The sequence below is a fragment of the Flavobacterium psychroterrae genome, from assembly GCF_018380615.1.
Classification (GTDB): Bacteria; Bacteroidota; Bacteroidia; order Flavobacteriales; family Flavobacteriaceae; genus Flavobacterium; species Flavobacterium psychroterrae.
In genome coordinates this window covers 278,268-304,460 of record NZ_JAGYVZ010000001.1, presented here as the reverse complement: position 1 = coordinate 304,460, position 26,193 = coordinate 278,268, and the positions used below count along the sequence as shown (strand labels likewise).

Genomic DNA, 26,193 nt, shown 5'->3' with positions numbered 1-26,193 from the left:
ACAAATTAAAAACCTTGCTATGTGCGTTCATGCAAACGTGAAACACCTTTTATAAAAATTACAATATCCTATGTTCCTTTGTGTTAAAATAAATTCACTTACAGGAAACACAATACATAAATTATGGAAAAATTAATCAAAGGAATTCACCATGTTACGGCATTGGCTGGGAATGCGCAGAAAAATCTGGATTTCTACACTGGAATTTTAGGTTTACGATTAATCAAAAAAACTGTCAATTTTGACGCCAACCAAATCTATCATTTGTATTATGGCGACGCCCAAGGAAATCCGGGAAGTGTTTTGACATTTTTTCCCTATGACGGATTAAAAATGGGACGTCACGGAAAAGGAATGCTGAATACGACGACATTTTCGGTTCCGTTAGATTCAATTGAATTTTGGGAGAATCGGCTGAAACAATTTGGCGTGAATTACAAAGAGCCGCAATTGCGTTTTGAAACCGAAGTGGTGATTTATTTTGAAGATCATGACGGTTTGGGAATGGAATTGATTTTTAACGATAATGACAAAAGAACAGGATATCATAAAGGACCTTTTAACGAATCAAACGCGATACGAGGTTTTCATAATGTCGAAATCTGGCATGAAGGTTACGAACAAACCGGCGGATTACTGACGGAATATTTAGACCACGAATTGATTGCAGAAAGTAATAATAGATTTCGCTTTGCAGCAGATAATTCATCAGGAAATTACGTCGATATTTTGTGCGAACCCAATAGTTTACGCGGACTGGCCGGAAGCGGAACCGTTCATCATCTGGCTTTTAAAACGACCGATAAAACATCTCAGGAAAAAATCAGGGAAAAAATTGTTGAAAGAGGATTAAATCCAACTGAAATATTAGACCGAAATTATTTCACGTCTATTTATTTTAAAGAACCCGGAGGCGTTTTATTCGAAGTGGCAACGGCCGGTCCCGGATTTGCCGTTGATGAAGATATCGATCATTTAGGCGAAGAATTAAAATTGCCTTTATGGTTTGAAAAAGAAAGAGAAACAATCGAAAAAGCATTGTCAATATTGACTTTAAACGATTTAAAATAACAGAAATATGCATCAGATTCAAATACTAAAAGCAGGAAAAACAAACGGAAGTAAAGCATTGATTTTATTGCATGGGCGAGGAGCAAGCGCGCAGGATATTGTCTCATTAACGACACATTTAAAAGTTGATGATTTTGCTTTTTATGCACCGCAGGCAACCGGAAACAGTTGGTATCCCAATTCATTTTTGGCAAAACCACAGGAGAATGAACCTTGGCTTTCATCGGCTTTGGATATTGTACGTCAGGTTGTTGAGCAAGCTCAAAAAAACGGAATCACAAAGGATAATATTTATTTTCTAGGATTTTCGCAAGGCGCGTGTTTAACTGCTGAATTTATCGCCAGAAATGCCAGCAAATATGGCGGAGCGGTTATTTTTACGGGCGGATTAATTGGCGATCAGATTTATCCTGAAAATTATTCGGGTAATTTTGAAGGAACTCCGGTATTTATTGGTACCAGTAATCCTGATTTTCATGTTCCAGTAGAACGCGTTTATGCAACGACCAATATTTTGAAAGAAATGGGCGCTGAAGTAACGGAGAAAGTTTATGATAATATGGGACACACGATAAGTATGGACGAAATTGATCTGGCGAACAAACACATTTTTGCATCATAATATGTTTTCCGTAACCCGAATATTTAGTGATGAAAGCGGAGAAAGTCATTTTGAAGATGTGATGATTCCGCTTTCAGATCAGGGAGAAATTGGTTTTTTATCTGAATCTACGGCGGTGAAAAATATTATTTTCAGGGAAGTTTTGCCTTCGTATGATTATGATTTTCACAATGCGCCGCAACGTCAATATATTATTTTGCTGGATGGCGGAGTTGAAATAGAAACTTCTTTAGGAGAAAAACGAAGTTTCAAAACGGGCGAAATTCTTTTGGTCGAAGACACAACGGGAAAAGGACATAAAACCAAAAATCTGGAAACGAAAACCAGAAAATCTATTTTTATCACGATTTGATAGTTTTATAAAACATTTTAGCTATTAAATTTGTTCCATATTTTCAAATTAAAATACCACATTATTACCACTTATGGACAAAATTGAATCAATGCTCAAATCTATGCAGGAAAGAGAAAGAGAACATTTTCTTTTGCTTTCGCTAAGCAATAGTTTTGCGCGTTGTTCCAGTTACAATGAATTTGTAACTGTTGTTAATAATGAATTAAAAAATAGTTTATTCTTTGATTTTCTGGCCATTGGAACTTCAGATCAGGAAGAAAAAAAGTATCAGTTATTTTTTCATAGTGATCCCAAAATTGCGAAATCCAGCGATGGAATATTTTACGATTTAAACGATTGTTATTTTAATGTAGCTTTACAATCTGCTGAGCCTGTTATCGTTGATTTCGTTTTGCCTCCGCAGAAAAAAATAACAGTTCCTTTATTTGTTACCCAAACAAAGGCATTAGGAATGCGTGAATTGGTTATTATTCCTTTAGAATATCATAAAAATAATCCTTCGGTTTTGTTTCTTTTTTTTAAGAAATCACAAATACCTGATCGAAATTTAATGCGTTTATTGAAGGGATTGTCGTTGCCAATTGCCCTTGCGGTTTCAAACATTTTGGTGATGCGTAAAATGGAAAGTAATGATGAAAATAGAATATCTTCTAATACACATCAATTAAATATTTCGGAAAGTCAAAATAGCGATAATTCTAAAATAATTGGAAAAAGTATTGCTATACAAAAGATTAAAACCTTAATTCATCAAGTTGCTTCATCAGATAGCGGAGTTTTAATTCTCGGCGAAAGCGGAACAGGAAAAGAAGTTGTAGCAAGTGAAATTCACAGTAATTCTGCCAGAAGCCAAAAGCCAATGATTAAGGTTAATTGTGCCGCGATTCCGGTGAATTTAATCGAAAGCGAACTTTTCGGGCATGAAAAAGGAAGTTTTACGGGAGCAATCGAAAAACGAATTGGCAAGTTTGAACTCGCTAATAATGGCACTTTATTTTTAGATGAAATTGGAGATCTTCCACTAGAAATGCAAACCAAATTATTACGTGTTTTGCAGGAAAGAGAATTTGAAAGAATTGGAGGAAAAAAAACAATAAAAGTAAATGTCAGAATAATTGCGGCTACAAATCGGGATCTTCAAATCGAAATGCTGGAAGGACGTTTTAGAAGGGATTTATTCTACAGATTAAATATTTTCCCAATTACGATTCCGCCACTTCGCAATCATAAAGAGGATATTCCTGATTTGTGTTCTTATTTTTTGACTAAATATTCGGTGAACTCAAACAAAAAAGGAATCGTTTTGTCTTCAAATGCTTTAAAATCAATCATCAATCATTCGTGGCCGGGAAATATCAGGGAACTAGAACATTGTATCGAACGAAGTATTCTTTTATCAGATGGAATTACAATTAATGAAGTCAGTTTTTTATCGGATAGTGAAATAATGATGTCTTCCAATCATTTTTCAGAATTTCAGATTAAGTCTTTAAAAGAAATGGAGAAGGAATATATTCTGAAAATTATAAAATTATGCAATGGCAGGATTTCCGGTCCAAACGGAGCTGCCGTGAAATTAGAAATTCCTTCGACGACTTTGATTTCTAAAATGCAGAAATTGGGGATTAAGAAACAGCATTTTTCGGAGTAGGATTTTTGCCCACGTGTTTGGCGGATTGAACGGGTTTTCGCTGGTTTTTTTCTCGCAAAGACGCGAAGGCGCAAAGTTTTTTAATAGAATTGTTATATCCGTAAAGTTTATACGCAATCTTGTCATCTCGACAGAGGAGAAATCACATAAAAAATTGATTCTTCGTTCTTCAGAATCACAATATTGTGGTGATTTTGATCACAGATTACTTTGTCGATTTTCTGTCCTGCTTTGTTGCGGTTAATGTATAAATCTATGATATATCGGTAAAATTAAAATCTTGATTATTTTTTAAAACAATGTAAATCAGTATTTTACACACAAGGAACACTCTTTGAATAGAAGTTCATGAAATATTTATTAATTAAAATAAAAAATCATGAACAAAAAATCACTTTCATTTATATTGATCTTATTGATTAGTATAAGCACACAAAATGCATTTTCGCAAACACAAAATGCAATTCCGCCGGTGGCTCAGGATCCGGAAATTTCAAAAGATGTTAAGGCATTTTTAGCGGTTTTAAATTCAGGCGGAAAACCATTAGAAACCATGACTCCGGCTGATGCAAGAAAAGTTTTGGTTGGCGCTCAGGCTTCTGTAACATTTGATTATTCTGGTGTTGATGAATCTGAAAAAACAATCAAAGCGGATGGATATACGATAAAATTGAATATCATGCGTCCGAAAGATGCTAAGGAAGCTTTGCCGGTTTTTCTCTTTATTCATGGCGGTGGCTGGGTTTTAGGCGATTATCCTACGCATAAAAGAATGGTTAGGGATTTAGTACTTCAATCTGGTGCCGTTGGCGTTTTTGTAAATTATACGCCATCTCCGGAAGCGAAATATCCGCAAGCAGTGAACGAAATTTATGCAGCTACAAAATGGGTTGCAGATAATGGGGCAGAAATTAATGTGGAAGGAAAAAATCTTTCGATCGTAGGAAACAGTGTAGGAGGAAATATGACGGTTGTTACGGCATTAAAAGCAAAAGAAAATAATGGTCCAAAAATTAAATCTCTTATCATGCTTTGGCCCATAGTTGCGGCTGATTTTGATAATGAGACTTACAGACGATTTGGAAAAGACCGTTTTTTAACGACTCCATTAATGAAATGGCTTTACGACCAATACACGAAAGATCCAAAGGAAAGAGCGCAAATTTATGCTTCGCCGTTAAATGCAACTTTGGAACAATTAAAAGGGTTGCCGCCAACTTTGATTCAGGTTGCAGAAGCGGATGTACTTCGTGAAGAAGGAGAAGCTTTTGGAAGAAAACTGGATGAGGCAGGAGTGACGGTAACGACGATTCGTTACAACGGAACTATTCACGATTTCGGATTATTGAATCCGTTAGCCGAAATTCCTCAGACAAAATCTTTGTTTATTCATGCGGGTGCAGAACTTAGAAAATATCTTTTCAAAAAATAACCAAAGTATTTAAAATTCAAATAGACCATACCAATCTTAAATTTTAAGGTAGGTGTGGTTTTATTATGATTTAATTTAAAAAAAGGAAAGTTGATTTTGGATTTTAGGATAAAAAGTACCAATTATCATAAATGGATTATGTGATACATAATGATGTACAGCTGAAGTACCTAGATAGAAATGTAAATCTTTTGTCTTAGCAAAATCTTCAAAATATTTGTATTTTACATCTTGTACTGCTTTGGCTTCGTTTCCTTTGTGATTTTTAAGACTGTTCCAGAATAATTGACCAGTTTCCCAGTCTTCAATCATCATGTTACTTATTTTTCCTTTATCATCTTCAAATTTAAATCTAAAGGTAAAAGGTAATTTACGAACAACTTCAAAAGGGTTTTCTGGATGTTCATACGCAAACATATTTATCTGATCTCTATTAGCTTTTAGCTGATCTATTTTTTTCTTGTTCCATTCTCTTTCTGTAGGTTCAGCAGTGAAATCAAGAATTTTAGTAGGTTTAAATACTGCTAATGAAGTACATATTTCTTTAGTATGTGCTTCTTTAATAAGTTCTTTCAAGTCAGTATAAACTTTTTTTAAAGCATATCTTTTTCTTTCAGCCCAAAAATTATCAGTACTTAAGTGACCTACAATTTCTATTTCAGTATCATGCGAGTAAGGTCTATAACTTTCAGGCCTAAAGTCGCTTGTGTTTTTGACTAAATCAATTTCAATCCAATCATATTTTTTATATTGTTGATCATATGATTTTTTCCTGAATGAAATTGGATATATTCTGATCCACGATCCATCTTCTAAAAAACCTGCCGTACAAACTAATTCATCATATTTTCCTGAAATAGTTGGATATGTTTTTGCAGCTATAAGTACTCTAGTTTTTGCCATAATTTAAATATGTTTAATAACATATTCAAATGTAGGAAAATTTTTAATAGATTCTGCCAATGGTTTTCTATGGCATTGACAAATATTTTCTTCAAAACAAGTTAATGCAATACGTTTATATTGAATTAATAGGTCAAGAATTTCTTTTTGCTGTACTTTACTATGAACTAAAGTTGTTGTTTTATAGATTTCAAATAATGCATCGTAGTCTGACTGATTGTTTAGTTCTTGTCTTTGATCAGAATGAATGCCAACTTCTGGGAAGTGTAAATATGTAATACCTAAACTTTCACAATAGCGTTTCAATAAACTTTTGCTAAATCCAAACTTCATACTTAAGGGATTTTTTCTAACATCAACTAAAAGATGTATGTCGTTTTTTACTAATTTATTTAGGTAATTTTCAAGCGATACTCCCTCGTATCCAATTGTGAAAAGTATTGTTTCTGTACTTTTTATTTTTTCTTTTGTTACACGTTCTAATTGTACTTTCGTTAGTAAATTTTCAGCAATAGTACTATTAATAGCATAATATGGAAAATTCACATATGTATGTTTTATTAAAGAATTATTACTCATTGAGCCATAGGAATTCACAACTTCTGTAAGTAAAAGAGCATCCTCTTTTTTTAAAATTTTCAAATAATCTTCATTGCTTATTTTTAGATAACTATTCTCATTCTCGGATAAGTTACCCTTTTTAACCATTGTAACTAAATCAGCATTTGCCGAATAAGAGTAACAACCAAATTTATAAGGAATAAATTCGTATTCAGGATTTTTCTTCTTTTGAGTATATAAAAACAGTAATTTTTGAATGCGAATTTTTTCTAATTCTCCTCCAAACATCTGTATTAATGCGAGTATAATTTTTCTTCTATAAAACATTTTGCAAATTTAGCAAAAAGGATAGTCTGAAAAATTTAATATAAGTTTAATTTTGAATTATGTGGCAAATTTATAGTCATTAAACTTTTATTAACAAAAACTAAAATGGCATTAGTTTATATTTGTAAGGCAAAATTTAATTTTAGCACAAACAAATATGAAAATCCACGCATTTAAAATTTATACTTTTTTATTCTTTGCTTTTTCAGTTGCAGGATATAGTCAAAATGTGAAATTGATTAATATAGATCAATTGAACGAAAGAATCAAGAACGGAAAAGACAGTACGTATGTTGTGAATTTTTGGGCAACGTGGTGCGCGCCTTGCATAAAGGAATTACCTCATTTTGAAAAACTGAATGCCGAATATAAATCAGAGAAACTGGCGGTTTTATTAATTAGCGTTGATTTTAAATCAAAACTTACTTCGGCTGTGATTCCGTTTGTGAAGAGAAAAAACATGAAGAGTCAGGTTTTTCTATTGAACGAAAGCAATCCGCAGGAATATATTGACCGAATCGACAAAGGATGGTCAGGAAGTATTCCGGCAACGATTTTTATTAAAGGCGATAAAAGAAACTTTATCGAATCTGAACTTACTTACGAACAATTATTAACTGAATATAAAAAACTATAAATTATGCAAAAGTTCATTACTACAATCACGGTACTAGTATTTAGTATCTTATTTGCTCATGCACAATCGACTACGCTTAAAGCGGGAGAACCGGCACCGGAATTCAAATTAAAGAATGTTGACGGCAAAGAAATTTCCTTTGCAAGTTACACAAAAGCAAAAGGTTTTATCGTTGTATTTACTTGTAATACTTGTCCTTACGCAGTGGCTTATGAGCAAAGAATCATCGAATTAGATAAAAAATTCAAACCTCAAGGATATCCTGTAATTGCTATTAACCCAAATGATCCTGAAGCTTCTAAAGCTGATGCTTTTGACAAAATGCAACAATTGGCAAAGGATAAAAAATATCCTTTCCCTTATTTATTCGATCAGGGACAAGTAGTTACAGATCAATATGGTGCAAAACACACACCGCATCTTTTCATCGTTTCTAAAACTTCTAAAGGAAATGTTGTAGAATATGTAGGTGCAATCGATAATGATCCGGAAGGAACTAAAACGGAGAAAACGAAATATGCCGAGGATGTAATTGCATCTTTAAAAAGCAACCAAAAACCAGCTATAACTCAAACTAAAGAAATTGGCTGTACTGTAAAAAGAAAAGCTAAGGCTTAATTCTTGATTATCTTAAATATAAAAAATGCCTCAAATAGTTGAGGCATTTTTTATATGACAATCAATCACAAAACCATTGGAGAGAGAAAAAAATTACGGCAAAGCACGCAAAGATTTTTTACCAGGGAGGATGGATATAGGAGGGATATAAACAAACAAAAAGTTCACAAAGCCAGGTCAACACAAAGCTTTGTGAACTTTGTGTTTAGCAACACACTCTACTATAAAAAACTTTGCGCGCTTTGCGGTAAAATCACCCAGTATATAAATGTAATCTCTCCGGGGATATTTTTTTACTTCGTTAGGAGTTAAATATTGGTAGGCAAAAATCTGGGAAAAAATATCCCGTAAGGATTAAAGTTTTAAAGAAAATTTATTTATTGAATTGCTAAACCAGCAACTTCAATTAAATACTAATATATTTTATGTTTTTCCTCAACATTTAATCTTGATCCAATTAATTTCTATTTCTTTTTTAATTTTTCCTTAAAAAAATCAATGGTTCTTGTCCATGATAAAGTTGCCGCAGCTTCGTCATATCTGGGCGTTGTATTGTTATGAAAACCATGATTTACGTTGGGATAAAAGTAAGCTGTATTTTCGACTTTATTTTTATTGAGTATTTCCTGAAATGCTGGCCAGCCTTCGTTTACACGTGTATCTAAACCTGCATAATGTAATAATAGCGACGTTTTTATTAGTTCTGCTTCCTCTTTTGTGGGTTGTCCGCCGTAATAAGGAACGGCTGCCGCCAAAGTTGGAATTTTTACTGCCATCATGTTTGAAATCCATCCGCCAAAACAAAAACCGACTACGCCAATATAACCGTTACAATCCGGATGTGATTTGAGATATTCATAAGCTGCGATGAAATCTTCGAGCATTTCTTCACGGGTACGCTTTTTTTGTAATTCACGTCCCGCATCGTCATTTCCGGGATAACCGCCTAATGGAGATAGAGCGTCCGGAGCAAGTGTGATAAAACCTTCGATAGCAGCTCTTCGTCCTACATCTTCAATATAAGGATTCAAACCGCGATTTTCGTGTACTACGATAATTCCGGGTAATTTTTTTTTGGTTTCAGACGGTTGTGACAAAAGACCTTTGATACTTCCTCCGCCTTTTGGCGAATCATAATTGATATAACCTGTTTTTAAGCGTGGGTCCGTGGGCGGAATTAAAATACTATCAACATAATTAGGCGTCATAAAACTTAAAAGTGAAGGCAAAGTAACAGCGCCTACAGCAAATATGGATAGTTTTTCGACAAATTGTCTTCGGTTGATTTTATTGTGGGCGTAATCATCATATAAATCAAATACTTCCTGACTAATATCTTCTTTGGTTAGTTTGTCCATAGTTTAAATTTTGAAAAATAAATTTAGGAAATAAAACGATTTGTTTGAAGCAATATTTTTAAATCAAAGTAAAACCACATATAAAATCTCAAGCGAAGTCGTAAAGAAGCAAAGCAATTACATTAAAACTTTGCGTCTTTGCGACTTTGCGCGCTAATTATTTGCTACATCATAAAAATTGATGACTCACAATTAATAATTAAATAAATAACAGAATATAATAAACTTTGAAACTAAAATAAAAAAAGCTTGTAGATAATTACAAGCTTTTTAGTTTTTTCATGAATAAAGGAAATACTTCGTTCAATTCATCAAAAAGGGGATTTTTGCGATGTTTTAGTTTTATTTCGCTAAATAATTTTAGTCCAATTGCAAATTGCGCTGCTTCGTTAGGATCTTCAAAAATATTTTTATCTTTTATTCTTTCTATTATACCAAATATTTCATCATGATTGTCAAATTGCAATCCGAGTTCTTTCGCGGGTTGGGTTTCACCGTTTGCATATTCTTTTAGACTTAATGTCAGGTAATATTTGTTTGATTTTTTTTCCATTTTAAATTTGATTTAGTCTGTATTTTCTAAATATCGGCGAGTATAAATTAAATATCTTTTCAGGTTTTGCAAAAAGCTCCAACGGAGTGGCATTTTTTCGTTGTAATTTTATATTCACCCCGATGGGGTTTTATATTGGTTATAATTTTATATTTCACCCCGATGGGGTTTTGCCGCAATATATATAAATATTATTTCTATAAATATTACGTCCCTCTGGGACTCTGAAAAACTCCAGCGGAGCGACATATATAATCGTCCGATAGAACTTAACAAATTATTTCAACCATTTTTCTACAATGGTTTTAATGGTTTCTTTGTACTGCTCCCCAACAGTTATTTCGGTTTTATTAACAAAGATTGAATTTTTGCTTATTGCGTTTATCTTTTCTAATGAAACAATAAAGGAGCGGTTGATTCGCATGAATTTTGATGAAGGTAATTTTTCTTCCAGTGCTTTTAGCGAAATCAGTGACATCAATGTTTTTTCGGTATCTTCAAGATGAACTTTTACATAATCTTTTAAACTTTCGATGTATAAAATATCTTTCAGGGAAATTCTAACCCATTGATATTCTACTTTTAAAAATATAAATTCATCATCTGCCGCGATGGATTGAAAATGATTCGATGCTTCTTCAGACATTTGCAGCACTTTATTGGCGGCGCGCAAAAACTCTTCGTAACTAAAAGGTTTTAGAAGATAATCTACGGCATTTACTTTATAACCTTCAATCGCATAATGATTATAGGCGGTTGTAAAAATAATTTTAGGCAATGGACCGGGTTGTTCCTGTAAAAGTCGGGCAAGTTCCATACCCGTTAAATTGGGCATATTAATGTCTAAAAAAACAATATCAGGTTGTTGCTCTCGTATCAACGTCATTGCTTCAACCGCGTTATCACAACTGCACGCTAATTCTAAAAACGGAGTTTGTTCTATAAATGTTTCCACCAGTCTCAAAGCGAGTGGTTCATCGTCTACTGCTATACATTTTAATACAATCATTGTTCTAAAGTTATTTGCAGATTTACTTTATATTTTCCGTTTTTATCAAGACCGCAAGTCATAATATGATTGTGCGGATAAATTAAATGCAATCTGCGTTTGGTATTCGTTAACCCAATTCCGCCCTGATCTGTTGTAGACGTTTTTTCAAAAAAGGTATTTTCAACTTCAAATTCAAGGTTATTTCCCTGTTGTCTCAGTTTAATATGTATTTCACTTTTATCTGTGGCATGAACGCCGTGTTTAAAAGCATTTTCTACTAAAGGTAACAACAACATTGGAACAATAGGATAATCGTGTATTTTTTCGGGAATATCTGTCGTTATTGTCAGTTTACTATTGGCACGAAGTTTCATCAAAGCTATAAAATCTTTCATGAAATCGGCTTCTTTTAATAAAGTAGTTCTTTCGCCTTCAGTGCTGTAAAGTAAATAGCGCATCATGCGGCTCAAGGTATGAAGTGCAACGCGTGAATCTTCAATATTAGTATAAGTAAGGGAATAAATGCTGTTTAGCGAATTAAAGAAAAAGTGCGGATTAATCTGTGCTTTTAACATAGCAAGTTCAGCCATTGTTTTATCCTGCTCCAGTTTTTGCTTGTGTTGCGCGGCTTTTTGCCAATGATGTAACATCGCCCAACTTGTGCTGATTCCTAAAACCAAAAGGCTTATAGTGAAAGTATAATTATCAAAATAATCATTTCGGTATTTTTTAAACCCTAGAATTATAGCCAGTTTATTATGTAAATCAGTGTTATAATTATATATATACGCCACAAACTGCATCGCAAAAATGCTAAAAAGTGCCCATAGGAAAAAAGGACTTATTTTATCTGTTATAATTGTCCTTGGAACTATTATTAATGCATTAGAATAAAAAATAACAATCATAAAAAACAACACAATTGACTGCCATAACCAGAAAATTGACGGAAGCACAATATTCCATGTCAAAGGGATGTAAAACAATAGCGTGAATCCCAATAATAACCAGCCAAGAATATGTAATCCTGTGAATATGTACGGTTTAAAAAAGTTTGGTGACATTGTAAAGTTTGATTTTGTGACAATATTACATTATATTTATAGAACATATCAAACGAATCGCCCAAAATAGAATGAGAACCCGTAAAAACCATTTTAGAGCCGACGAGCCTGTTTTAAAATGCATATCTGTCGTTAAATAAATTTCCATCGGTTGTGATGGTATATCTATCGATTGTTTTTTACCCTCCGTCTATTGAAAATTTTTCGTTTGTTATATTTTAGTTCTTTTGTTACGATATAAATTGATAATTACACATTTTTCACAATGAATAAGCAATCCTTTTTAAGCATTCTCGCAGCATCTATTATCATCGCTTCTTGCGGTAATAAAAATGACAAATCGGCACAGGCCGGAGGTGCACCACAAGTTAAAGAGTATAAAACGCTGACTTTAGAAACAAAATCAGCTACATTAAATAATGACTTTCCTGCAAGTATTCAGGGACAGCAAAATATTGAAATCAGACCCAGAGTTGAAGGTTATATCGACAAAATTTTTGTTGATGAAGGTGCTGTTGTAAAAGCAGGGCAGCCTTTATTCAAAATTAGCGCGCCGGAATATGAGCAACAAGTTCGTACGGCATCTGCAAGTATAAAAAGCGCTCAGGCAGATTTAAGTGCAGCAAAACTGGCTGTAAACAAAGTAAAACCGCTTGTAGAAAAAGGAATCATTAGTAAATATGACCTTGAATCGGCTCAATATACTTATGAGTCAGCTTTAGCAGCAGTAGCTCAGGCAAATGCAGCTTTAGTAAATGCCAAAACAAATTTAGGATATACAACAGTAACAAGTCCTGTTAATGGTGTTGTAGGTTCAATTCCATTTCGTTTAGGAAGTTTGGTAAGTTCAAATACAGCTGATCCGTTAACAACAGTTTCAAGTATTGGCAACGTTTATGCGTATTTTGCCATGAACGAAAAAGCCTTGCTGACTTTCTCTCAAAGTGGTTCAGGAACTTCATTAGCACAAAAAATCAAACAAATACCTGCCGTTTCACTTTTACTTTCAGATGGTTCTACTTATGATGAAAAAGGACATATTGAAACCGTAAACGGATTAATCAATACCGAAACAGGTACGGTTAATATCAGAGCTCGTTTTGCAAATCCAAAAGGAATTATCAGAAGCGGAAGCAGTACTACAGTTCGAATTCCAAATTATGTTAAAGATGTAATCTTAGTTCCTCAAAGTGCTACATTCGAACTTCAGGATAAAATATTTGCAGTTACAGTAGGGAAAGACGGAAAAACTAAAAACGTCAATATTACCAAACTTGAAAATACAGCAGGTAATTATTATGTTGTTACAAGCGGCTTAAAAGCAGGAGATCAAATTGTATTAGAAGGAGTTGCTGCTTTAAAAGAAGGAACCGAAATTAAAGCCCAAAATCAGAATCAGGAAACGGTTTACGCTGACTTAAAATAAGAAAAAAATGTTTAAAATATTCATACAAAGACCTGTACTTTCGACGGTAATATCTGTTATTATTGTCATTTTGGGAGTTTTAGGACTTATTGAGTTACCTATATCTCAATATCCTGACATCGCTCCACCTACAGTAAACGTTTCGGCAAGTTATACAGGTGTCAATGCAGATGTTGTACTTAAAAGTATTGTAATTCCGCTTGAAGAGCAAATTAACGGTGTAGAAAACATGACTTACATGACTTCTACAGCTACAAATGATGGAAATGCTTCTATCAAAATTTTCTTTAAAGTAGGAACAAATCCTGATTTAGCAGCGGTAAACGTTCAAAACAGGGTTTCAAGAGCAACCAGTTTATTACCGGTAGAGGTTACTCAGGCTGGGGTAACGGTAACAAAGAGTCAGAGTAGTAACTTAGTGATTTTCTCTTTATATAGTGATGATCCTGCTTATGATCAGACATTCCTTCAAAATTATGCTAAGATTAATCTTGTTCCTCAAATTCAGCGTGTAGTTGGAGTAGGAGATGTAACCGTTTTTGGTGCCAAAGATTACTCCATGAGAATCTGGTTAAAGCCGGATATCATGCAACAATATAAACTGATTCCAAGTGATATTTCGGCTGCTTTGGCAGAGCAAAATATCGAAGCTGCACCAGGAAAATTTGGTGAAAACGGGGCTCAGGCTTTTCAATATGTAATTAAATATAAAGGACGTTTGACCAGCCATAAGGAATTTGGTGATATCATAATCAAATCTGTTGGTAACGGACAAATGTTACGATTAAAAGATGTTGCAAAAGTAGAGTTAGGCGCTTTAAGTTATACCTCTACGATTAAAACAAACGGTGTAGAATCTGCGGCAATGGCAATTAGCCAGACTCCCGGATCAAATGCCCGTGATGTAATTAACAACTCCAAAGCACTTATTGAAGAGGCTGCAAAAAACTTCCCAAAAGGAGTAAAATATACAATTCTTGTAGATGTTAACGAAAACTTAGATGCTTCGATCGAAAAAGTAATCCATACTTTAATTGAAGCTTTTATATTGGTTTTTATCGTTGTATTTATCTTCCTTCAGGATTTTAGATCAACGTTAATTCCGGCGATTGCGGTTCCGGTTGCGATTGTAGGAACCTTCTTCTTCCTGAATTTATTTGGGTTTACGATCAACTTATTAACTCTTTTTGCGATGGTACTTGCCATTGGTATTGTGGTCGATGATGCTATTGTTGTCGTCGAGGCAGTTCACGCCAAACTGGATCACGGTTATAAATCGTCTAAAAAAGCTACGATTGATGCAATGGATGAAATTTCCGGAGCGATTATTTCGATTACACTTGTAATGGCTGCCGTATTTATTCCGGTAACCTTTATTACAGGATCAACTGGGGTTTTCTACAAACAATTTGGTATCACACTAGCCGTTGCGATTATTCTTTCGGCGATTAATGCCTTGACTTTGAGTCCTGCATTATGTGCTTTGCTTTTAAAACCACACGCAGACGATCATAAACATAAAAGTTTTATTCAGAGATTTTATACTTCGTTTAACGTTGCATTTGATAATGTTACGAATAAATATAAAAGATCAGTTCAGTTTCTTTCCGTTAAAAAATGGATTGTATTAGCGTCAATTGTTTTCGCAGGTGCAGCATTATTTTATATGATGAAAACTACACCATCTGCTTTCGTTCCTGCGGAAGATCAGGGAACTGTTTTTGCTAATATTAGTTTACCGCCATCGGCTTCGATGGAACGTTCTGATGTTATTGCAAAAAGGGTAGACAGTATTGCCAAAACGATTCCGGGTGTTAAAAATACACTTAGAATTGTGGGACAAAACTTTACGGCAGGTGCGGGTAGTGCCTACAGTATGGTTATTGTAAAACTGGAAACGTGGGACAAACGTGATTTGAGTGTTGATGATGTTATTGGTCAGCTTTTTGCTAAAACAAGCGGAATCCGTGAGGCTAATATCTTCTTTATTTCTCCGCCAACCATTCAGGGTTTTGGACAAAGTGGTGGATTCGAATTCCAATTACAGGATAAAGGAGGACACACAACAGCAGAATTCTTTAAAGTAAATACTGAATTCTTAGAAAAGTTATCAAAACGTCCTGAAATACAATATGCAACTACGCCTTTTAATCCTGGTTTCCCTCAATATATGATGGATATTAACCTGGCAAAAGCAAAAGATGCAGGAGTTCCGGTAAATACAATTTTATCTACGATGCAGGGTTATTACGGAGGTTTATATGCTTCTAATTTCAATAAATTCGGAAAACAATACCGTGTAATGATTCAGGCTTCACCAGAATTCAGAACCAATACAGAAGGACTGAACAAAATATTTGTTAGAAACAGTGCCGGAAATATGGCTCCAATTACAGAGTTTGTAAAAATGACCAGAGTTTTTGGACCGGAATCTATTTCTAGATTTAACCTTTTCTCTTCTATCGCTATTACAGGAGCGCCAAATCCGGGATTCAGTTCAGGAGATGCGATTAAAGCGATTCAGGAAGTTGCTGCACAAGAGTTGCCATCAGGTTATGGTTACGAGTTTTCGGGATTAACACGTGAGGAATTAGCATCAGGAAGTGAAACTATTTTCATCTTTATATTATGTCTTGTTTTTGTTTACTTTTTATTAAGTGCACAATACGAGAGTTATATTTTACCATTTGCAGTATTATTTTCGATTCCGTTTGGATTGGCCGGGGCGTATTTGTTCTCGATCATTTTCAAATTAAACAGTAATATTTACTTGCAGATTTCCTTAATCATGTTGATTGGATTGTTGGCGAAGAACGGTATTTTGATTGTCGAATTTGCATTGGAAAGAAGACGAAAAGGAATGCCAATTGTACAAGCAGCAATTGAAGGAGCCGTAGCACGTTTACGACCTATTTTGATGACTTCATTCGCCTTTATTTTAGGACTTGTGCCTTTAATGTTTGCTTCCGGAGCAGGAGCTGTCGGGAATAAATCAATTGGTACAGGAGCCGTTGGAGGAATGTTAATCGGAACCATATTAGGAGTATTTGTTATTCCAATTTTGTTTATCATTTTCCAGACTTTACAGGAAAGAGTAAGTGGACCGGCAAAAGAAGGTTATGATGATGACGATGATGATGAAGAGGAAGTAAAATTGATAGAAGCTCATAAAGAGTAATAATTTAATTAAGAAAAAATGACTCATAGTTCAAATAAATATATTCTTATTGTAACTGCAGCCGCGCTTTTAAGTGCGTGCTCGGTTACGAAGAAATACGAACGTCCTTCGACGATTTCGACGGATAAGCTGTACCGAGATCAGGCTTCTGCCGATTCGACTACGATGGCGAATATGCCGTGGCAAACCGTTTTTAAAGATGACAGACTGAAAGCTTTAATTCAAAAAGGATTAGATCAGAATCTGAACCTGAAAAATGCAATTGAAAATATCGTTCAGGCGCGTGCCTCATTACGTCAGACAAAATTAGCGTATTATCCAACTTTAAATGTTGATGCGAATGTAACGCGCACCAAACAATCTGAGGCAGGATTGAATTTTCCGGCAGGAATCAACATCAATACGTTAACAACGACTTATAAATTAGGCTTAAGCACCTCTTGGGAAGCTGATATCTGGGGAAAACTAAGCAGTTCTAAAAGAGCCGCTTTAGCCACGTATCTTTCTACAGATGCTGCAAAACAAGCTGTTCAGACACAATTGATATCAGATATTGCCAATAATTATTTTTTATTGTTAGCGTATGATAAACAATTAGAAATTACAAGATCAACATTAGAAAGCCGTATTAAAAATGTTGAAGTAATCAAAGCTTTAAAAGAAGGAGCAATCGTAACCGGTGCATCTGTGGTTCAAAGTGAAGCGAACCAACATGCAGCCGAAGTATTGATTCCGGATTTAAAAAGAGACATTCGCGAGACTGAAAATGCCCTTAATATTTTATTAGGTCAGCCTTCAGGACCTATTGAAAGAGGAACTTTAGGAGATCAGGTGATTCCTGAAAAACTGGAAATTGGTTTACCGGCACAATTGCTTGAAAATCGCCCTGATGTTCGTCAGGCAGAGTTTGATTTCAGAACTGCTTTTGAAACATCAAACATGGCTAAAACTTATTTTTATCCAAGTTTGACTCTTACAGCAAGTGGAGGATTTTCGAATTTGCAATTAACGGATTTCTTTACTAATTCTGTTTTTTACTCTTTAATTGGAGGATTGACACAACCACTTTTTAATCAGGGACTTAATAAAGCCAGATTAACAAGCGCGCAATCAAGACAAATGCAGGCAATGAATAATTTTCAACAAAGTCTTTTAGTTGCAGGTCAGGAAGTTTCGAATGCTTTATATGCGTATGAAATGGCAGTTGAAAAAGAAGATTCAAGAGAAAAGCAAATTGAAGCTTTAACTAAAGCAGTTGATTTTACACAACAGCTTTTAGAGTTTAGTTCGGCTACGAATTATACAGATGTATTAACATCAGAGCAAAATCTTTTGGCTGCTCAATTGAGCAGTATCAACGATAATTTACAAAAATTACAAGCTGTGGTTGATTTGTACCGTGCTTTAGGTGGTGGATGGAAATAAAATAATTAATTAGTTGGTTAAAAAGGGCGTACGAAATTTTCATACGCCCTTTTTTTTATGCCTTAAAATGATACATTAAAAACTTTTACAGGACATTCATAATGTTTTACTTGATCTAAATTAGTAAGATTATTTTTAGATTTTTTCTTAAATCTAAAATGATATTTACTAACCGCAAATTAAATCAAACCCATGAGTTTTTTAGCAAAATTAGAATTAGACAATGCAGTTTTTAATGTTTTAGAGTTTGATGTCATTTTTGAACAAGGCACAAATAATAACGGTAAGCCAGCCAATAAAACCAAAGGAGGGAAAATTAAACTGGTTATTGAGAGTACACAAACAGATTTATTTTCAGACTGGATGATATCCCAGACAAGTACTAAAGACGGCAGAATTATTTTTTACCGCCGGGATGCCATGAGTACAATGAAAAATGTAGTTTTTAAGAAAGCATTCTGCATTTATTTTCATAAAAGGTTTCGAAGTGAAGGAGTGTCTCCCATGACAACGGAGATTCTTATTACGTCTAAGGAAATAAAATTAGGCAATACTTTATTTGAAAATAACTGGAAAGCCTCTTAAATAATCCTCTTTAAAAAAACCGAACCAAAATGGCATTACAAACCACTACAACAATAAAAATAGGCGAATTAGTCGTACACAATTTCAGCCATTTAAAGATTGTTCAAAAAATTCATGCGCATCATAAATTTTCGTTTGAAATAGGACAGGAACTATTAGAAACCAAATTTCAAAGTAATGTTCCCGCTTCAGGAAATCTAAAGGGACAAAGAATAAGTATCGAAATAAAAGCAATTCCGGAGCTTGACGACCTTATGCTTGTCGAAAATAAAAACGATTATACCCTGCAATTTTATGGGATAGTTGACAAGGTAAGAATGCGAAAATCTACGCTAACTGATAACGAGCAAGTACTCGTAATTACAGGATATAGTGAAACGATACTTTTAGACAATGGCGCAGATTGTAACTCCTTTACAGGAATGACTTTAGAAGCCATTGTAAATCAGGTAAAATCACGTTATGGCATTGATTTTCATGTCAACCCGTTTTACAAAGACATTATTCCTTATACAGTGCAGTACAACGAGAGCGATTTTGATCTCCTAAACAGGTTATCAAAGCTACACGCACAATGGTTTTACAGCAACGGACGCACGATAGTTTTAGGAACTCCGGGCGGACTTGGAGCATCGCCCACACTTGTATATGATATCAACATGCAGGATTTTATTTATGACATGAAACTCGTTCCGGCATTGTTTAAAACGATCGAAAACGATAATCGAACAGGAGAATCTTTTATGGACCAAACCGCTAAATACGGTAATGAAGTAAATGGTTTTCATGAAGAATACCTGGACAGATCCAATCAAATATTTAATAGGGAAAATGTAATCCAGCCCAATCAAAACGCTTCTCCGCACTATACTAGAAACAAAATGCGCAGCATTCTGGGGGATATGATGAAAATAAAAGTCATCAGCGAAGTTCCCGGCGTTACCTTAGGGAATACCGTAACTATTAAAGGAGTCGATAAACAACATGAAACCACTTACAGAATTACCGAAATCACGCATACCTGTGACGACAGCGGCGGTTACGAAAATCATTTTAAAGCAATAAACCTGAGTGGTGCCGTATTTTCGCCCAAAACAAATCCTGATTTAGTACCCTATTCCCCCAGTCAGTCTGCAATTGTAGTAAATACAGAAGATCCTGACGGACTAAGTGCTGTTATAGTACAAATGTCGTGGCAAAAAATCAAAGGCACAACAACACCTTATATACCAGTTTTACAGCAATATGGCGGAAGTGAGAAAGGTTCGCACTGGGTTCCTGAAATTGGCGAAACCGTTTATGTAGAGTTTCAGGGAGGAAATGCCGAAATGCCCATTGTAACCGGATCATTAACAAGCATAAAAGAAAAAAGCGGTTACGCAACGCCCAATAATGATATTAAAGCACTGCATACCAGAAGTAACAATCGTTTAGTAATGAATGACAAAGCAGGAAGTATGCTGTTGCAGGATTCCAGTAAAAGTTACCTGCAATTTGACGGAAAACGACAAGTAGAACTAAACGCAGATGTTTTTGTAGTCAATGTAAAACGACTAATTTTTAACGCCAGCGAAAGCACAGAAATCAACACAAATGATTATATGCTTACTGCCTTAACCCGAATCTATATTTTTAGCAAAACATTGAAACAAACCATACAAGGATTTATGAACTTGTATAGTGGCAAGGCATTGATTAATAGTGATGACGCTATTGATATCGAAGCAAAAAAAACAAAAGTGCACGGCACAGAACATGCCTTAATACACTCTGATAAAGAAGCTGTTATAAATAGTAAAGGTACAGCTACCATGCATGCCGATCTGGGCAATAATTATAGTAATACAGCATTAACCGTAGATGCTGCTGCTACAGAAGTTGTAGCTCTTGCAGTAGTTTATTTTAGACCTCTTTCTACATGGAAAGGTGAATTTGGATTTGATTGGTTAAGAGAAAAAGACAACGGATTAACCATAGAGCCTGATTACCAAAGTATTATTGAGGGAGGCTATAAAAACGGAAAAAGTGATCTTGATAAGATAGAGGCTTTTACACAACTACAAACAGAGTATGATAGTATAACAATCACACGAAAAACGCCTGATGATACTGTAAGTACACATTATTTTGTGCCGTACTTAACCTTGTTCTCGCAGGAATTTGTAAAGTCAATGCCGAAAGACACTCTTGTAGTCCCACAATACGAAGCCGAATTAAAAATATTGTTAGAGATAGAAGAAGATCTTGAAAAAATAAAGTTTGACTATGACGATACACTGTTTAGGATAGATGCAACTAAGCTTACACAAAATAAAAAAACACAAGGGCTCACAGACCGAAAAATCTCTATAAAAATAAAATGCCTGAAAGATTTAGATAGTAATAAGTACATTAATATTTACGCGTACCCAAAAGGTACTGAACCTAATAAGGAAATAGAAAACAGAAAGCTTGCCGGAAGAATAACGGTGCTTAAAAATGATAGCACGGTTAGAAAAGAGCAGAAGTTTGTGTTGGTAAATGTTATAACAAATGTAGCTAACAAAGAACTACAAAAAGCTTTTACCCCAGAGGAAAAATATAAATTGTTCGAAGGAATGCATCAGGCTTTGATATTGCCTATTATTGAAGAAACTATTCTGAATTTATCAAATCATCCTGATTTTCAGATAAACGGAAAACATGTAGATGAATACGGGCATCTCGCTTATTTAGATAAAAACAACTACGACCTTTTAAATCCTTACCTGCATCATGATGTGCGCAGTATATTTTTAGAAGATAATGATAGTTCAGGCACAGAAAAGAAGATTAAATATTTTGACTGTTTTACCATATTTAAATTTGCCATTGGCGCAAATGACCCGCTAACAGCAGGAGCGGCGCAAGGCATTAACGTAAAAAATGTAATTATTTTTAAAACATTATTGGAATATAAAAATGCCACCTTAATTCATGAAACACTTCATGGCTTAGGTTTGTGGCATACTCATAAAGGCAAAAATAAAGATAAACCATTGCCTCATAAAAATTTTAAATATATATATCCTATGGGTGTACAAAAATCTACAATTGCTACAAATAATATTATGTCCTATGCAGATGACACTTTTACGAGCTGGCAATGGCAGTGGAGAATTGCTAATTCTAATATAAAAGTAAAATGAAAAAAATAATCACAGTACTTATTTTAGGCTCGTTGTTAAGTTGTGCGGGCCAATATAAAGTTAGAAATAATAAAATAAAGAAAGAAAATATGGAATATTTTAATGTCGATAAATACAAGGATTGGGAGATAGATAATTCGTACTCACCAAATGAAACTACTATGTTTTTAAAGAAAGCAAATGATAGAGTTGGAATATTTTTTAGAGAAAGCACTATTCAAATTGAGACAACAAACATACAGAGTCCTTACGGCTCTATTAAAGTTTATTATGCTAAAAATAAATCGTTAAAATCCATTTTATGTGAATTTTATACAATTAATATAGAAATATATAAAATGTACGACGTAGATGGAAAACTAATTAAAGAGATTAATTATGAAGCTCCTTATAAATTTACGCTCAAGGATGCAATAAATAAGATAAAAAAAGAATATGAAATAGATTTTGAAAATTTAACTCAGAAGTGTGTTCTGGAAAGATTTGAAAGTGTAGAACTGGATAAAAAGCCTTTGTACACCGCTTATTTAAGGAATATGGATAATCCCGGTATAATGGATTATATCGTAATAGACGGTACTACAGGAGAAACCTTGTTTAAAACTGATATGGCTTTAAATGGCGAGGGAGACTTACCACCTTATTACAAATATATAGAAAGCCTAAAAAAAGCAGAAGAAGAGAAAACCGCCTATTACAAAACGTACAAAGGCAAAGATTATACTAAGGAAGAATGGGAAGTTTTTGAGGAAGAATGGTATAAAAACTATCAGGAAAAAAAGAAGAGTAAAGGATTTTGGGATGATTTATTTAATAAACCATGAAGAATTTAATAATGATGTTTTGTTTGATTATCGTACACGATTGTTATTGTCAAAGTAAAAAATCTAACAAACAATTGAAAAAAAATAAAATGGAATATTTTAATATAGATAAATACAAAGACTGGGAATTTGATAATTCACATTTATCCACACAAGAACGCAAGTTTTATAAAAAAAGAAGTGATAGGGTTGAAATCAATTTTTTTAATACAGGGATTCAAGTTAGAATTACAAATGTAGAAACCCCTTATAAAATAATTAAGGGCTTTTCAAATGAATCAAAAAGATTAAGTATAATTGGATATTATTTTTACCAGTTTTCTATTAAAACAGATAAAGAATATGACGATAACGGTAAATTAATCAAAGAGATCAATTATGATTTGCCATATAAATTTTCTTTAAAGCAAGTAATAGACAAAGTAAAGAAAGAATATCAAGTCGACTTAGAGAATATTGGACAAGAAAGTGTTTTAGAAAGATTTGAAAGCAATAAACCCAATAAAAAAACTTTCTATGAAGTGTACCTAAAATCCAACGTAGAAAAATCTACATGGAATTATGTATTAATAGATGGCACTACTGGAGAGGTTTTGTTTAAGACATCTCGCCGTTATCCACCAGATAACGAAGTAATAACGATACAGCCTTTTGATGAATATATAAAAAGCCTAAAGAAAGATGAAGAAGAAAAAACAGCCTATCACAAAACGTACAAAGGCAAAGATTATACTAAAGAAGAATGGGAAGTTTTTGAAGAAGATTTTAAAAGCAAACAAAACTAAAAAAATGCTAAATATGAAAAAGATAACACTATATGTATTGATTGTATTTTTTTCTCATAATAGTTACTCGCAGAATATTTTTGAAGAATATTGGCACATAAGCGAAGTAATAGGTCAGGATACAGAAAATACGAAGGAATATATTTTATATAAAATTGATAAAAACGATAAATATTCTTTGTACGGTACTAAAATAATTTTCAACTCAAATAATTCATTTATATGTAATTATTCTGCAAAGTGTGGAAATGACTGTTTTCCTTCTTCTGTTGGAACATATAAAATTATAGATAATAAACACATTAATTTATTTGTAAAACAATTCAAACAATCAGGAGATTGTGAGAGTAAAAAAAGCATATCAAATCTTGAGATGGGAAAATATTTTTTATCTCAAAAATCGGATAAGATAATTAAACTTATTAAGAGCGATGGAAATAGCTTTCAAGATAGCTTAAATGAAAAATACTCAAATATGATCGATAAATATATTGAAGATGTAAAATATGGAAGTTCCAATTTACTGAATTTTAAAACGGAATTGAAAGGTAATTTAGGAAGGGTTAATTTATATATAAAGAATAGAACGCGTATTAAGAATTTCAGAATTGTATATAGTAAAAAACAAGATGATACCTTCATTATAAATCTAGTTAAAAATGAAGATGAGAAGAATGATTATTTTTTTATAATAAATGGTTTCAGAAATGAATTTGAATGTCAGGTTGGATATTATAAATTTATTTAGAAACAGAAATTATCTATACAATTATGCCAAATAAACTAACACAAGACGCCGTTTTATTTTGTAACAAAGGCGCAAAAACAAGTATCTTAAAGGTTACAAGTCAGAGTTTTTGCAGAGCCGCGAACAAACTTGTAGCAACAGAAAAAGACAAACAGCCGGAAATTAATATTCCTAATTTTTGGAGTTGCAGTATTACACAAAGCAGTTGCAATCCTGCGCCAATAAAATGGAAGAAAACAGCAGAAAAAGATGCTATAAACAATTTTAAAATCCTTACAGACGCTTCAACTTGTCAATGTGCAACAGGCGGAAAAATTACGGTTCAGTATAAAGGACATGATGAAATACATGAAATTAATTAAAACTACATAAGTAATAATCATCATTACAAACGCCTCAAACTTTGAGGCGTTTTTTATTTTTAACTTTTTGTCGGTTGTGAGGTACTGTTCGTCGATTGGTTTTGCCTTTCTGTATAATCAATAGGGTAAAGGCAAATAAATGGCACTACTTTCGCTTTGTTTCAAATCAAATAATACTTAATACCACAAAAATGAAAAAATTAGGAATCGCTTTAATACTCTTGATGGGTATTTTTGCAAACGCGCAAGTTTCGATCAATGTAAATATTGGTACACCGCCAAACTGGGGTCCACAAGGAAATGACGATAGCAGATATTACTATTTACCGGACATTGACACTTATTATGATGTAAACCAAAGTCAGTTTATTTATGATAATAACGGTACTTGGGTTCGCCAAAACAGATTACCTTCAAAATACAGACAATATGATTTGTATAGTGGATACAAAGTAGTTTTAAATGATTATAGAGGAAATACTCCTTATACGTATCATACCAAACACAGAACTAATTATCCAAAAGGATATCATGGAAGTCCTCAAAAAAACAGAGGAAATAAACCGGACAAAAGCAATAAACCGAATGGTAAAGACAAGCCACAAAAAGGAAACTCTGGAAAAGGAAATTCAGGAAAAGATCATTCAAACAATTCTAAAGGAAATTCTGGTAAAGACAAGGATCACGGACATAATGATCATCACTAAATAACAAGACTAAATTTGAAGAACGCCTCAGCAATGAGGCGTTTTTTTATATCTGAATTTACCAGCTTCCTTTTAATCCTTCTTTCAAGGCACTATTGTATTTCTCTAAATCAAAACTATACAAGTCCGGAGCTTTATGAGCGCCGCCTTTTCGTGATTCATCTAATTTGGTTAAAATATCATAACGAAGAATTTTTCGATAGAAATTACCACGATTTAGTTTTTTGCCTAAAATGGCTTCGTACAATTTTTGTAATTCCGGCATTGTAAACTTCTCAGGCAAAAGATTATAACCAATTGGGTGATTGTTTAATTGTTCCCGAAGCGTAACAAGCGCTTTGTCAAAAATAGTTCTGTGATCCATCATAAACAAAGGCAAATCCTCAATAGATTTCCATTCAACAACCGTCGAATATTCATCAACAACTAACTTTACTTTTGAATGTTCAGCCAAAGCATAATAACCAATAGAAATAAAACGCTGTTTGTGCCAGAGCGCATCGTCATATTCCTGAAAAGCACTTTCCGAACGTTTTAAATTTCCGAAAGTATAAAATTGCTGCAGGTAAATATTTTCAGTTCCCGTTCTGTCCATTAAAATTCTAATCGCAGCATCATCAACGTTTTCATCTTTTTTTACATAACCTCCCGGAAGTCCCCAAAAATTCTGGTCTTTCATTTTAACTGTCAAAACCTGAAGCGCCGTTTCGTGAAAACTGAAAATAACACAATCAATAGAAAGCGTAGGGATGTATTTTTCCCAGGATTCTGCCGATCGTTTTTCAAGAAGTTCTTTAAATTCCATTGCAAATTATTTATTTTCAAATTTAATGTTTTTGAAAA

Annotated in this window: 24 protein-coding genes; 17 read left to right on the top strand and 7 right to left on the bottom strand. The window is 33.7% G+C overall.

Annotated elements, in window-relative coordinates; translation table 11 throughout:
• Window positions 1–123 precede the first annotated feature (123 nt).
• The 5 genes from KHA90_RS01070 to KHA90_RS01050 all read left to right on the top strand — a co-directional run bounded on the left by KHA90_RS01070 (window position 124) and on the right by KHA90_RS01050 (window position 5,131).
• On the top strand, window positions 124–1,071 hold the full coding sequence (locus KHA90_RS01070) for a VOC family protein (protein ID WP_213293943.1): 948 nt from the start codon (window positions 124–126) through the stop codon (window positions 1,069–1,071).
• Window positions 1,072–1,078: 7 nt separating this feature from the next.
• Window positions 1,079–1,693, top strand: coding sequence for an alpha/beta hydrolase (locus KHA90_RS01065; protein WP_213293941.1), 615 nt, complete (start codon window positions 1,079–1,081; stop codon window positions 1,691–1,693).
• A gap of 1 nt (window position 1,694) precedes the next feature.
• Entirely contained in the window at window positions 1,695–2,045 is a 351-nt protein-coding gene (locus tag KHA90_RS01060) for a cupin domain-containing protein (RefSeq protein ID WP_213293939.1), read from the top strand.
• Window positions 2,046–2,118: 73 nt separating this feature from the next.
• Complete coding sequence (locus KHA90_RS01055) at window positions 2,119–3,699, top strand: sigma-54 interaction domain-containing protein (protein WP_213293936.1); 1,581 nt, start codon at window positions 2,119–2,121, stop codon at window positions 3,697–3,699.
• 379 nt (window positions 3,700–4,078) lie between these two features.
• Window positions 4,079–5,131: an alpha/beta hydrolase gene (locus tag KHA90_RS01050; RefSeq protein ID WP_213293934.1), complete on the top strand. Its 1,053-nt coding sequence runs from the start codon at window positions 4,079–4,081 to the stop codon at window positions 5,129–5,131.
• Between the two features lie 75 nt (window positions 5,132–5,206).
• Here the strand turns inward: KHA90_RS01050 and KHA90_RS01045 are convergent, their stop codons facing one another.
• Window positions 5,207–6,034 (bottom strand): hypothetical protein, encoded by an 828-nt coding sequence (locus KHA90_RS01045; protein ID WP_213293932.1) that lies wholly within the window; start codon window positions 6,032–6,034, stop codon window positions 5,207–5,209.
• 3 nt (window positions 6,035–6,037) lie between these two features.
• A complete protein-coding gene (locus tag KHA90_RS01040; protein WP_213293930.1) occupies window positions 6,038–6,922 on the bottom strand; it encodes a DUF488 domain-containing protein in 885 nt (294 codons plus the stop codon).
• Window positions 6,923–7,079: 157 nt separating this feature from the next.
• On the opposite strand from KHA90_RS01040, the gene KHA90_RS01035 reads away from it, so the two are divergent.
• Window positions 7,080–7,559 (top strand): TlpA disulfide reductase family protein, encoded by a 480-nt coding sequence (locus KHA90_RS01035; RefSeq protein WP_213293928.1) that lies wholly within the window; start codon window positions 7,080–7,082, stop codon window positions 7,557–7,559.
• Between the two features lie 3 nt (window positions 7,560–7,562).
• Window positions 7,563–8,177, top strand: coding sequence for a thioredoxin family protein (locus KHA90_RS01030; RefSeq protein ID WP_213293926.1), 615 nt, complete (start codon window positions 7,563–7,565; stop codon window positions 8,175–8,177).
• A 464-nt stretch (window positions 8,178–8,641) separates the two neighbouring features.
• Here KHA90_RS01030 and KHA90_RS01025 read toward each other — a convergent pair whose 3' ends face one another.
• The 4 genes from KHA90_RS01025 to KHA90_RS01010 form a co-directional block, all read right to left on the bottom strand.
• The gene (locus KHA90_RS01025; protein ID WP_213293923.1) at window positions 8,642–9,535 is read right to left on the bottom strand and encodes a dienelactone hydrolase family protein; all 894 of its coding nucleotides are present in this window, start codon (window positions 9,533–9,535) and stop codon (window positions 8,642–8,644) included.
• 259 nt (window positions 9,536–9,794) lie between these two features.
• Window positions 9,795–10,088, bottom strand: a complete 294-nt coding sequence (locus KHA90_RS01020; protein ID WP_213293921.1) for a DUF3861 domain-containing protein — start codon at window positions 10,086–10,088, stop codon at window positions 9,795–9,797.
• Window positions 10,089–10,365: 277 nt separating this feature from the next.
• Window positions 10,366–11,097, bottom strand: a complete 732-nt coding sequence (locus KHA90_RS01015) for a LytR/AlgR family response regulator transcription factor (RefSeq protein WP_213293918.1) — start codon at window positions 11,095–11,097, stop codon at window positions 10,366–10,368.
• The gene (locus KHA90_RS01010) at window positions 11,094–12,143 is read right to left on the bottom strand and encodes a sensor histidine kinase (protein ID WP_213293916.1); all 1,050 of its coding nucleotides are present in this window, start codon (window positions 12,141–12,143) and stop codon (window positions 11,094–11,096) included. The genes KHA90_RS01015 and KHA90_RS01010 overlap by 4 nt, the downstream gene beginning before the upstream one ends.
• Window positions 12,144–12,408: 265 nt before the next feature.
• Between KHA90_RS01010 and KHA90_RS01005 the strand changes: the two genes are divergently transcribed.
• The 10 genes from KHA90_RS01005 (at window position 12,409) to KHA90_RS00960 (ending at window position 25,350) form a co-directional block, all read left to right on the top strand.
• Complete coding sequence (locus tag KHA90_RS01005) at window positions 12,409–13,569, top strand: efflux RND transporter periplasmic adaptor subunit (protein ID WP_213293914.1); 1,161 nt, start codon at window positions 12,409–12,411, stop codon at window positions 13,567–13,569.
• A 7-nt stretch (window positions 13,570–13,576) separates the two neighbouring features.
• Window positions 13,577–16,747 (top strand): efflux RND transporter permease subunit, encoded by a 3,171-nt coding sequence (locus KHA90_RS01000; RefSeq protein WP_213293912.1) that lies wholly within the window; start codon window positions 13,577–13,579, stop codon window positions 16,745–16,747.
• Window positions 16,748–16,765: 18 nt separating this feature from the next.
• Entirely contained in the window at window positions 16,766–18,172 is a 1,407-nt protein-coding gene (locus tag KHA90_RS00995; RefSeq protein WP_213293910.1) for an efflux transporter outer membrane subunit, read from the top strand.
• 192 nt (window positions 18,173–18,364) lie between these two features.
• Window positions 18,365–18,757, top strand: coding sequence for a type VI secretion system tube protein TssD (gene tssD / locus KHA90_RS00990; RefSeq protein ID WP_213293907.1), 393 nt, complete (start codon window positions 18,365–18,367; stop codon window positions 18,755–18,757).
• A 29-nt stretch (window positions 18,758–18,786) separates the two neighbouring features.
• Window positions 18,787–21,924, top strand: coding sequence for a phage baseplate assembly protein V (locus KHA90_RS00985; RefSeq protein ID WP_213293903.1), 3,138 nt, complete (start codon window positions 18,787–18,789; stop codon window positions 21,922–21,924).
• Window positions 21,921–22,748, top strand: coding sequence for a hypothetical protein (locus KHA90_RS00980; RefSeq protein WP_213293900.1), 828 nt, complete (start codon window positions 21,921–21,923; stop codon window positions 22,746–22,748). The genes KHA90_RS00985 and KHA90_RS00980 overlap by 4 nt, the downstream gene beginning before the upstream one ends.
• The gene (locus KHA90_RS00975; RefSeq protein ID WP_213293897.1) at window positions 22,745–23,533 is read left to right on the top strand and encodes a hypothetical protein; all 789 of its coding nucleotides are present in this window, start codon (window positions 22,745–22,747) and stop codon (window positions 23,531–23,533) included. Before KHA90_RS00980 ends, KHA90_RS00975 begins: the two co-directional genes overlap by 4 nt.
• A 13-nt stretch (window positions 23,534–23,546) precedes the next feature.
• Window positions 23,547–24,281: a hypothetical protein gene (locus tag KHA90_RS00970; RefSeq protein ID WP_213293894.1), complete on the top strand. Its 735-nt coding sequence runs from the start codon at window positions 23,547–23,549 to the stop codon at window positions 24,279–24,281.
• Window positions 24,282–24,304: 23 nt separating this feature from the next.
• Entirely contained in the window at window positions 24,305–24,643 is a 339-nt protein-coding gene (locus KHA90_RS00965) for a DUF4280 domain-containing protein (protein WP_213293891.1), read from the top strand.
• 191 nt (window positions 24,644–24,834) lie between these two features.
• Window positions 24,835–25,350 (top strand): hypothetical protein, encoded by a 516-nt coding sequence (locus KHA90_RS00960; protein WP_213293888.1) that lies wholly within the window; start codon window positions 24,835–24,837, stop codon window positions 25,348–25,350.
• Between the two features lie 58 nt (window positions 25,351–25,408).
• Here KHA90_RS00960 and KHA90_RS00955 read toward each other — a convergent pair whose 3' ends face one another.
• Window positions 25,409–26,155, bottom strand: coding sequence for an NUDIX hydrolase (locus KHA90_RS00955; protein WP_213293885.1), 747 nt, complete (start codon window positions 26,153–26,155; stop codon window positions 25,409–25,411).
• Between the last annotated feature and the right edge of the window lie 38 nt (window positions 26,156–26,193).

Excerpts from the sequence above, each read along its gene's own strand:
- KHA90_RS01025 (WP_213293923.1), bottom strand. The coding sequence starts at position 9,535 with ATGGACAAACTAACCAAAGAAGATATTAGTCAGGAAGTATTTGATTTA.
- KHA90_RS00995 (WP_213293910.1), top strand. The coding sequence starts at position 16,766 with ATGACTCATAGTTCAAATAAATATATTCTTATTGTAACTGCAGCCGCG.
- KHA90_RS00955 (WP_213293885.1), bottom strand. The coding sequence starts at position 26,155 with ATGGAATTTAAAGAACTTCTTGAAAAACGATCGGCAGAATCCTGGGAA.
- KHA90_RS00970 (WP_213293894.1), top strand. The coding sequence starts at position 23,547 with ATGAAAAAGATAACACTATATGTATTGATTGTATTTTTTTCTCATAAT.
- KHA90_RS00985 (WP_213293903.1), top strand. The coding sequence starts at position 18,787 with ATGGCATTACAAACCACTACAACAATAAAAATAGGCGAATTAGTCGTA.
- KHA90_RS01045 (WP_213293932.1), bottom strand. The coding sequence starts at position 6,034 with ATGGCAAAAACTAGAGTACTTATAGCTGCAAAAACATATCCAACTATT.
- KHA90_RS01040 (WP_213293930.1), bottom strand. The coding sequence starts at position 6,922 with ATGTTTTATAGAAGAAAAATTATACTCGCATTAATACAGATGTTTGGA.
- KHA90_RS00975 (WP_213293897.1), top strand. The coding sequence starts at position 22,745 with ATGAAGAATTTAATAATGATGTTTTGTTTGATTATCGTACACGATTGT.
- KHA90_RS01055 (WP_213293936.1), top strand. The coding sequence starts at position 2,119 with ATGGACAAAATTGAATCAATGCTCAAATCTATGCAGGAAAGAGAAAGA.
- KHA90_RS01020 (WP_213293921.1), bottom strand. The coding sequence starts at position 10,088 with ATGGAAAAAAAATCAAACAAATATTACCTGACATTAAGTCTAAAAGAA.
- KHA90_RS01010 (WP_213293916.1), bottom strand. The coding sequence starts at position 12,143 with ATGTCACCAAACTTTTTTAAACCGTACATATTCACAGGATTACATATT.
- KHA90_RS01035 (WP_213293928.1), top strand. The coding sequence starts at position 7,080 with ATGAAAATCCACGCATTTAAAATTTATACTTTTTTATTCTTTGCTTTT.
- KHA90_RS01005 (WP_213293914.1), top strand. The coding sequence starts at position 12,409 with ATGAATAAGCAATCCTTTTTAAGCATTCTCGCAGCATCTATTATCATC.
- tssD (WP_213293907.1), top strand. The coding sequence starts at position 18,365 with ATGAGTTTTTTAGCAAAATTAGAATTAGACAATGCAGTTTTTAATGTT.
- KHA90_RS00960 (WP_213293888.1), top strand. The coding sequence starts at position 24,835 with ATGAAAAAATTAGGAATCGCTTTAATACTCTTGATGGGTATTTTTGCA.
- KHA90_RS01065 (WP_213293941.1), top strand. The coding sequence starts at position 1,079 with ATGCATCAGATTCAAATACTAAAAGCAGGAAAAACAAACGGAAGTAAA.
- KHA90_RS00980 (WP_213293900.1), top strand. The coding sequence starts at position 21,921 with ATGAAAAAAATAATCACAGTACTTATTTTAGGCTCGTTGTTAAGTTGT.
- KHA90_RS01015 (WP_213293918.1), bottom strand. The coding sequence starts at position 11,097 with ATGATTGTATTAAAATGTATAGCAGTAGACGATGAACCACTCGCTTTG.
- KHA90_RS01000 (WP_213293912.1), top strand. The coding sequence starts at position 13,577 with ATGTTTAAAATATTCATACAAAGACCTGTACTTTCGACGGTAATATCT.
- KHA90_RS00965 (WP_213293891.1), top strand. The coding sequence starts at position 24,305 with ATGCCAAATAAACTAACACAAGACGCCGTTTTATTTTGTAACAAAGGC.
- KHA90_RS01060 (WP_213293939.1), top strand. The coding sequence starts at position 1,695 with ATGTTTTCCGTAACCCGAATATTTAGTGATGAAAGCGGAGAAAGTCAT.
- KHA90_RS01030 (WP_213293926.1), top strand. The coding sequence starts at position 7,563 with ATGCAAAAGTTCATTACTACAATCACGGTACTAGTATTTAGTATCTTA.
- KHA90_RS01070 (WP_213293943.1), top strand. The coding sequence starts at position 124 with ATGGAAAAATTAATCAAAGGAATTCACCATGTTACGGCATTGGCTGGG.
- KHA90_RS01050 (WP_213293934.1), top strand. The coding sequence starts at position 4,079 with ATGAACAAAAAATCACTTTCATTTATATTGATCTTATTGATTAGTATA.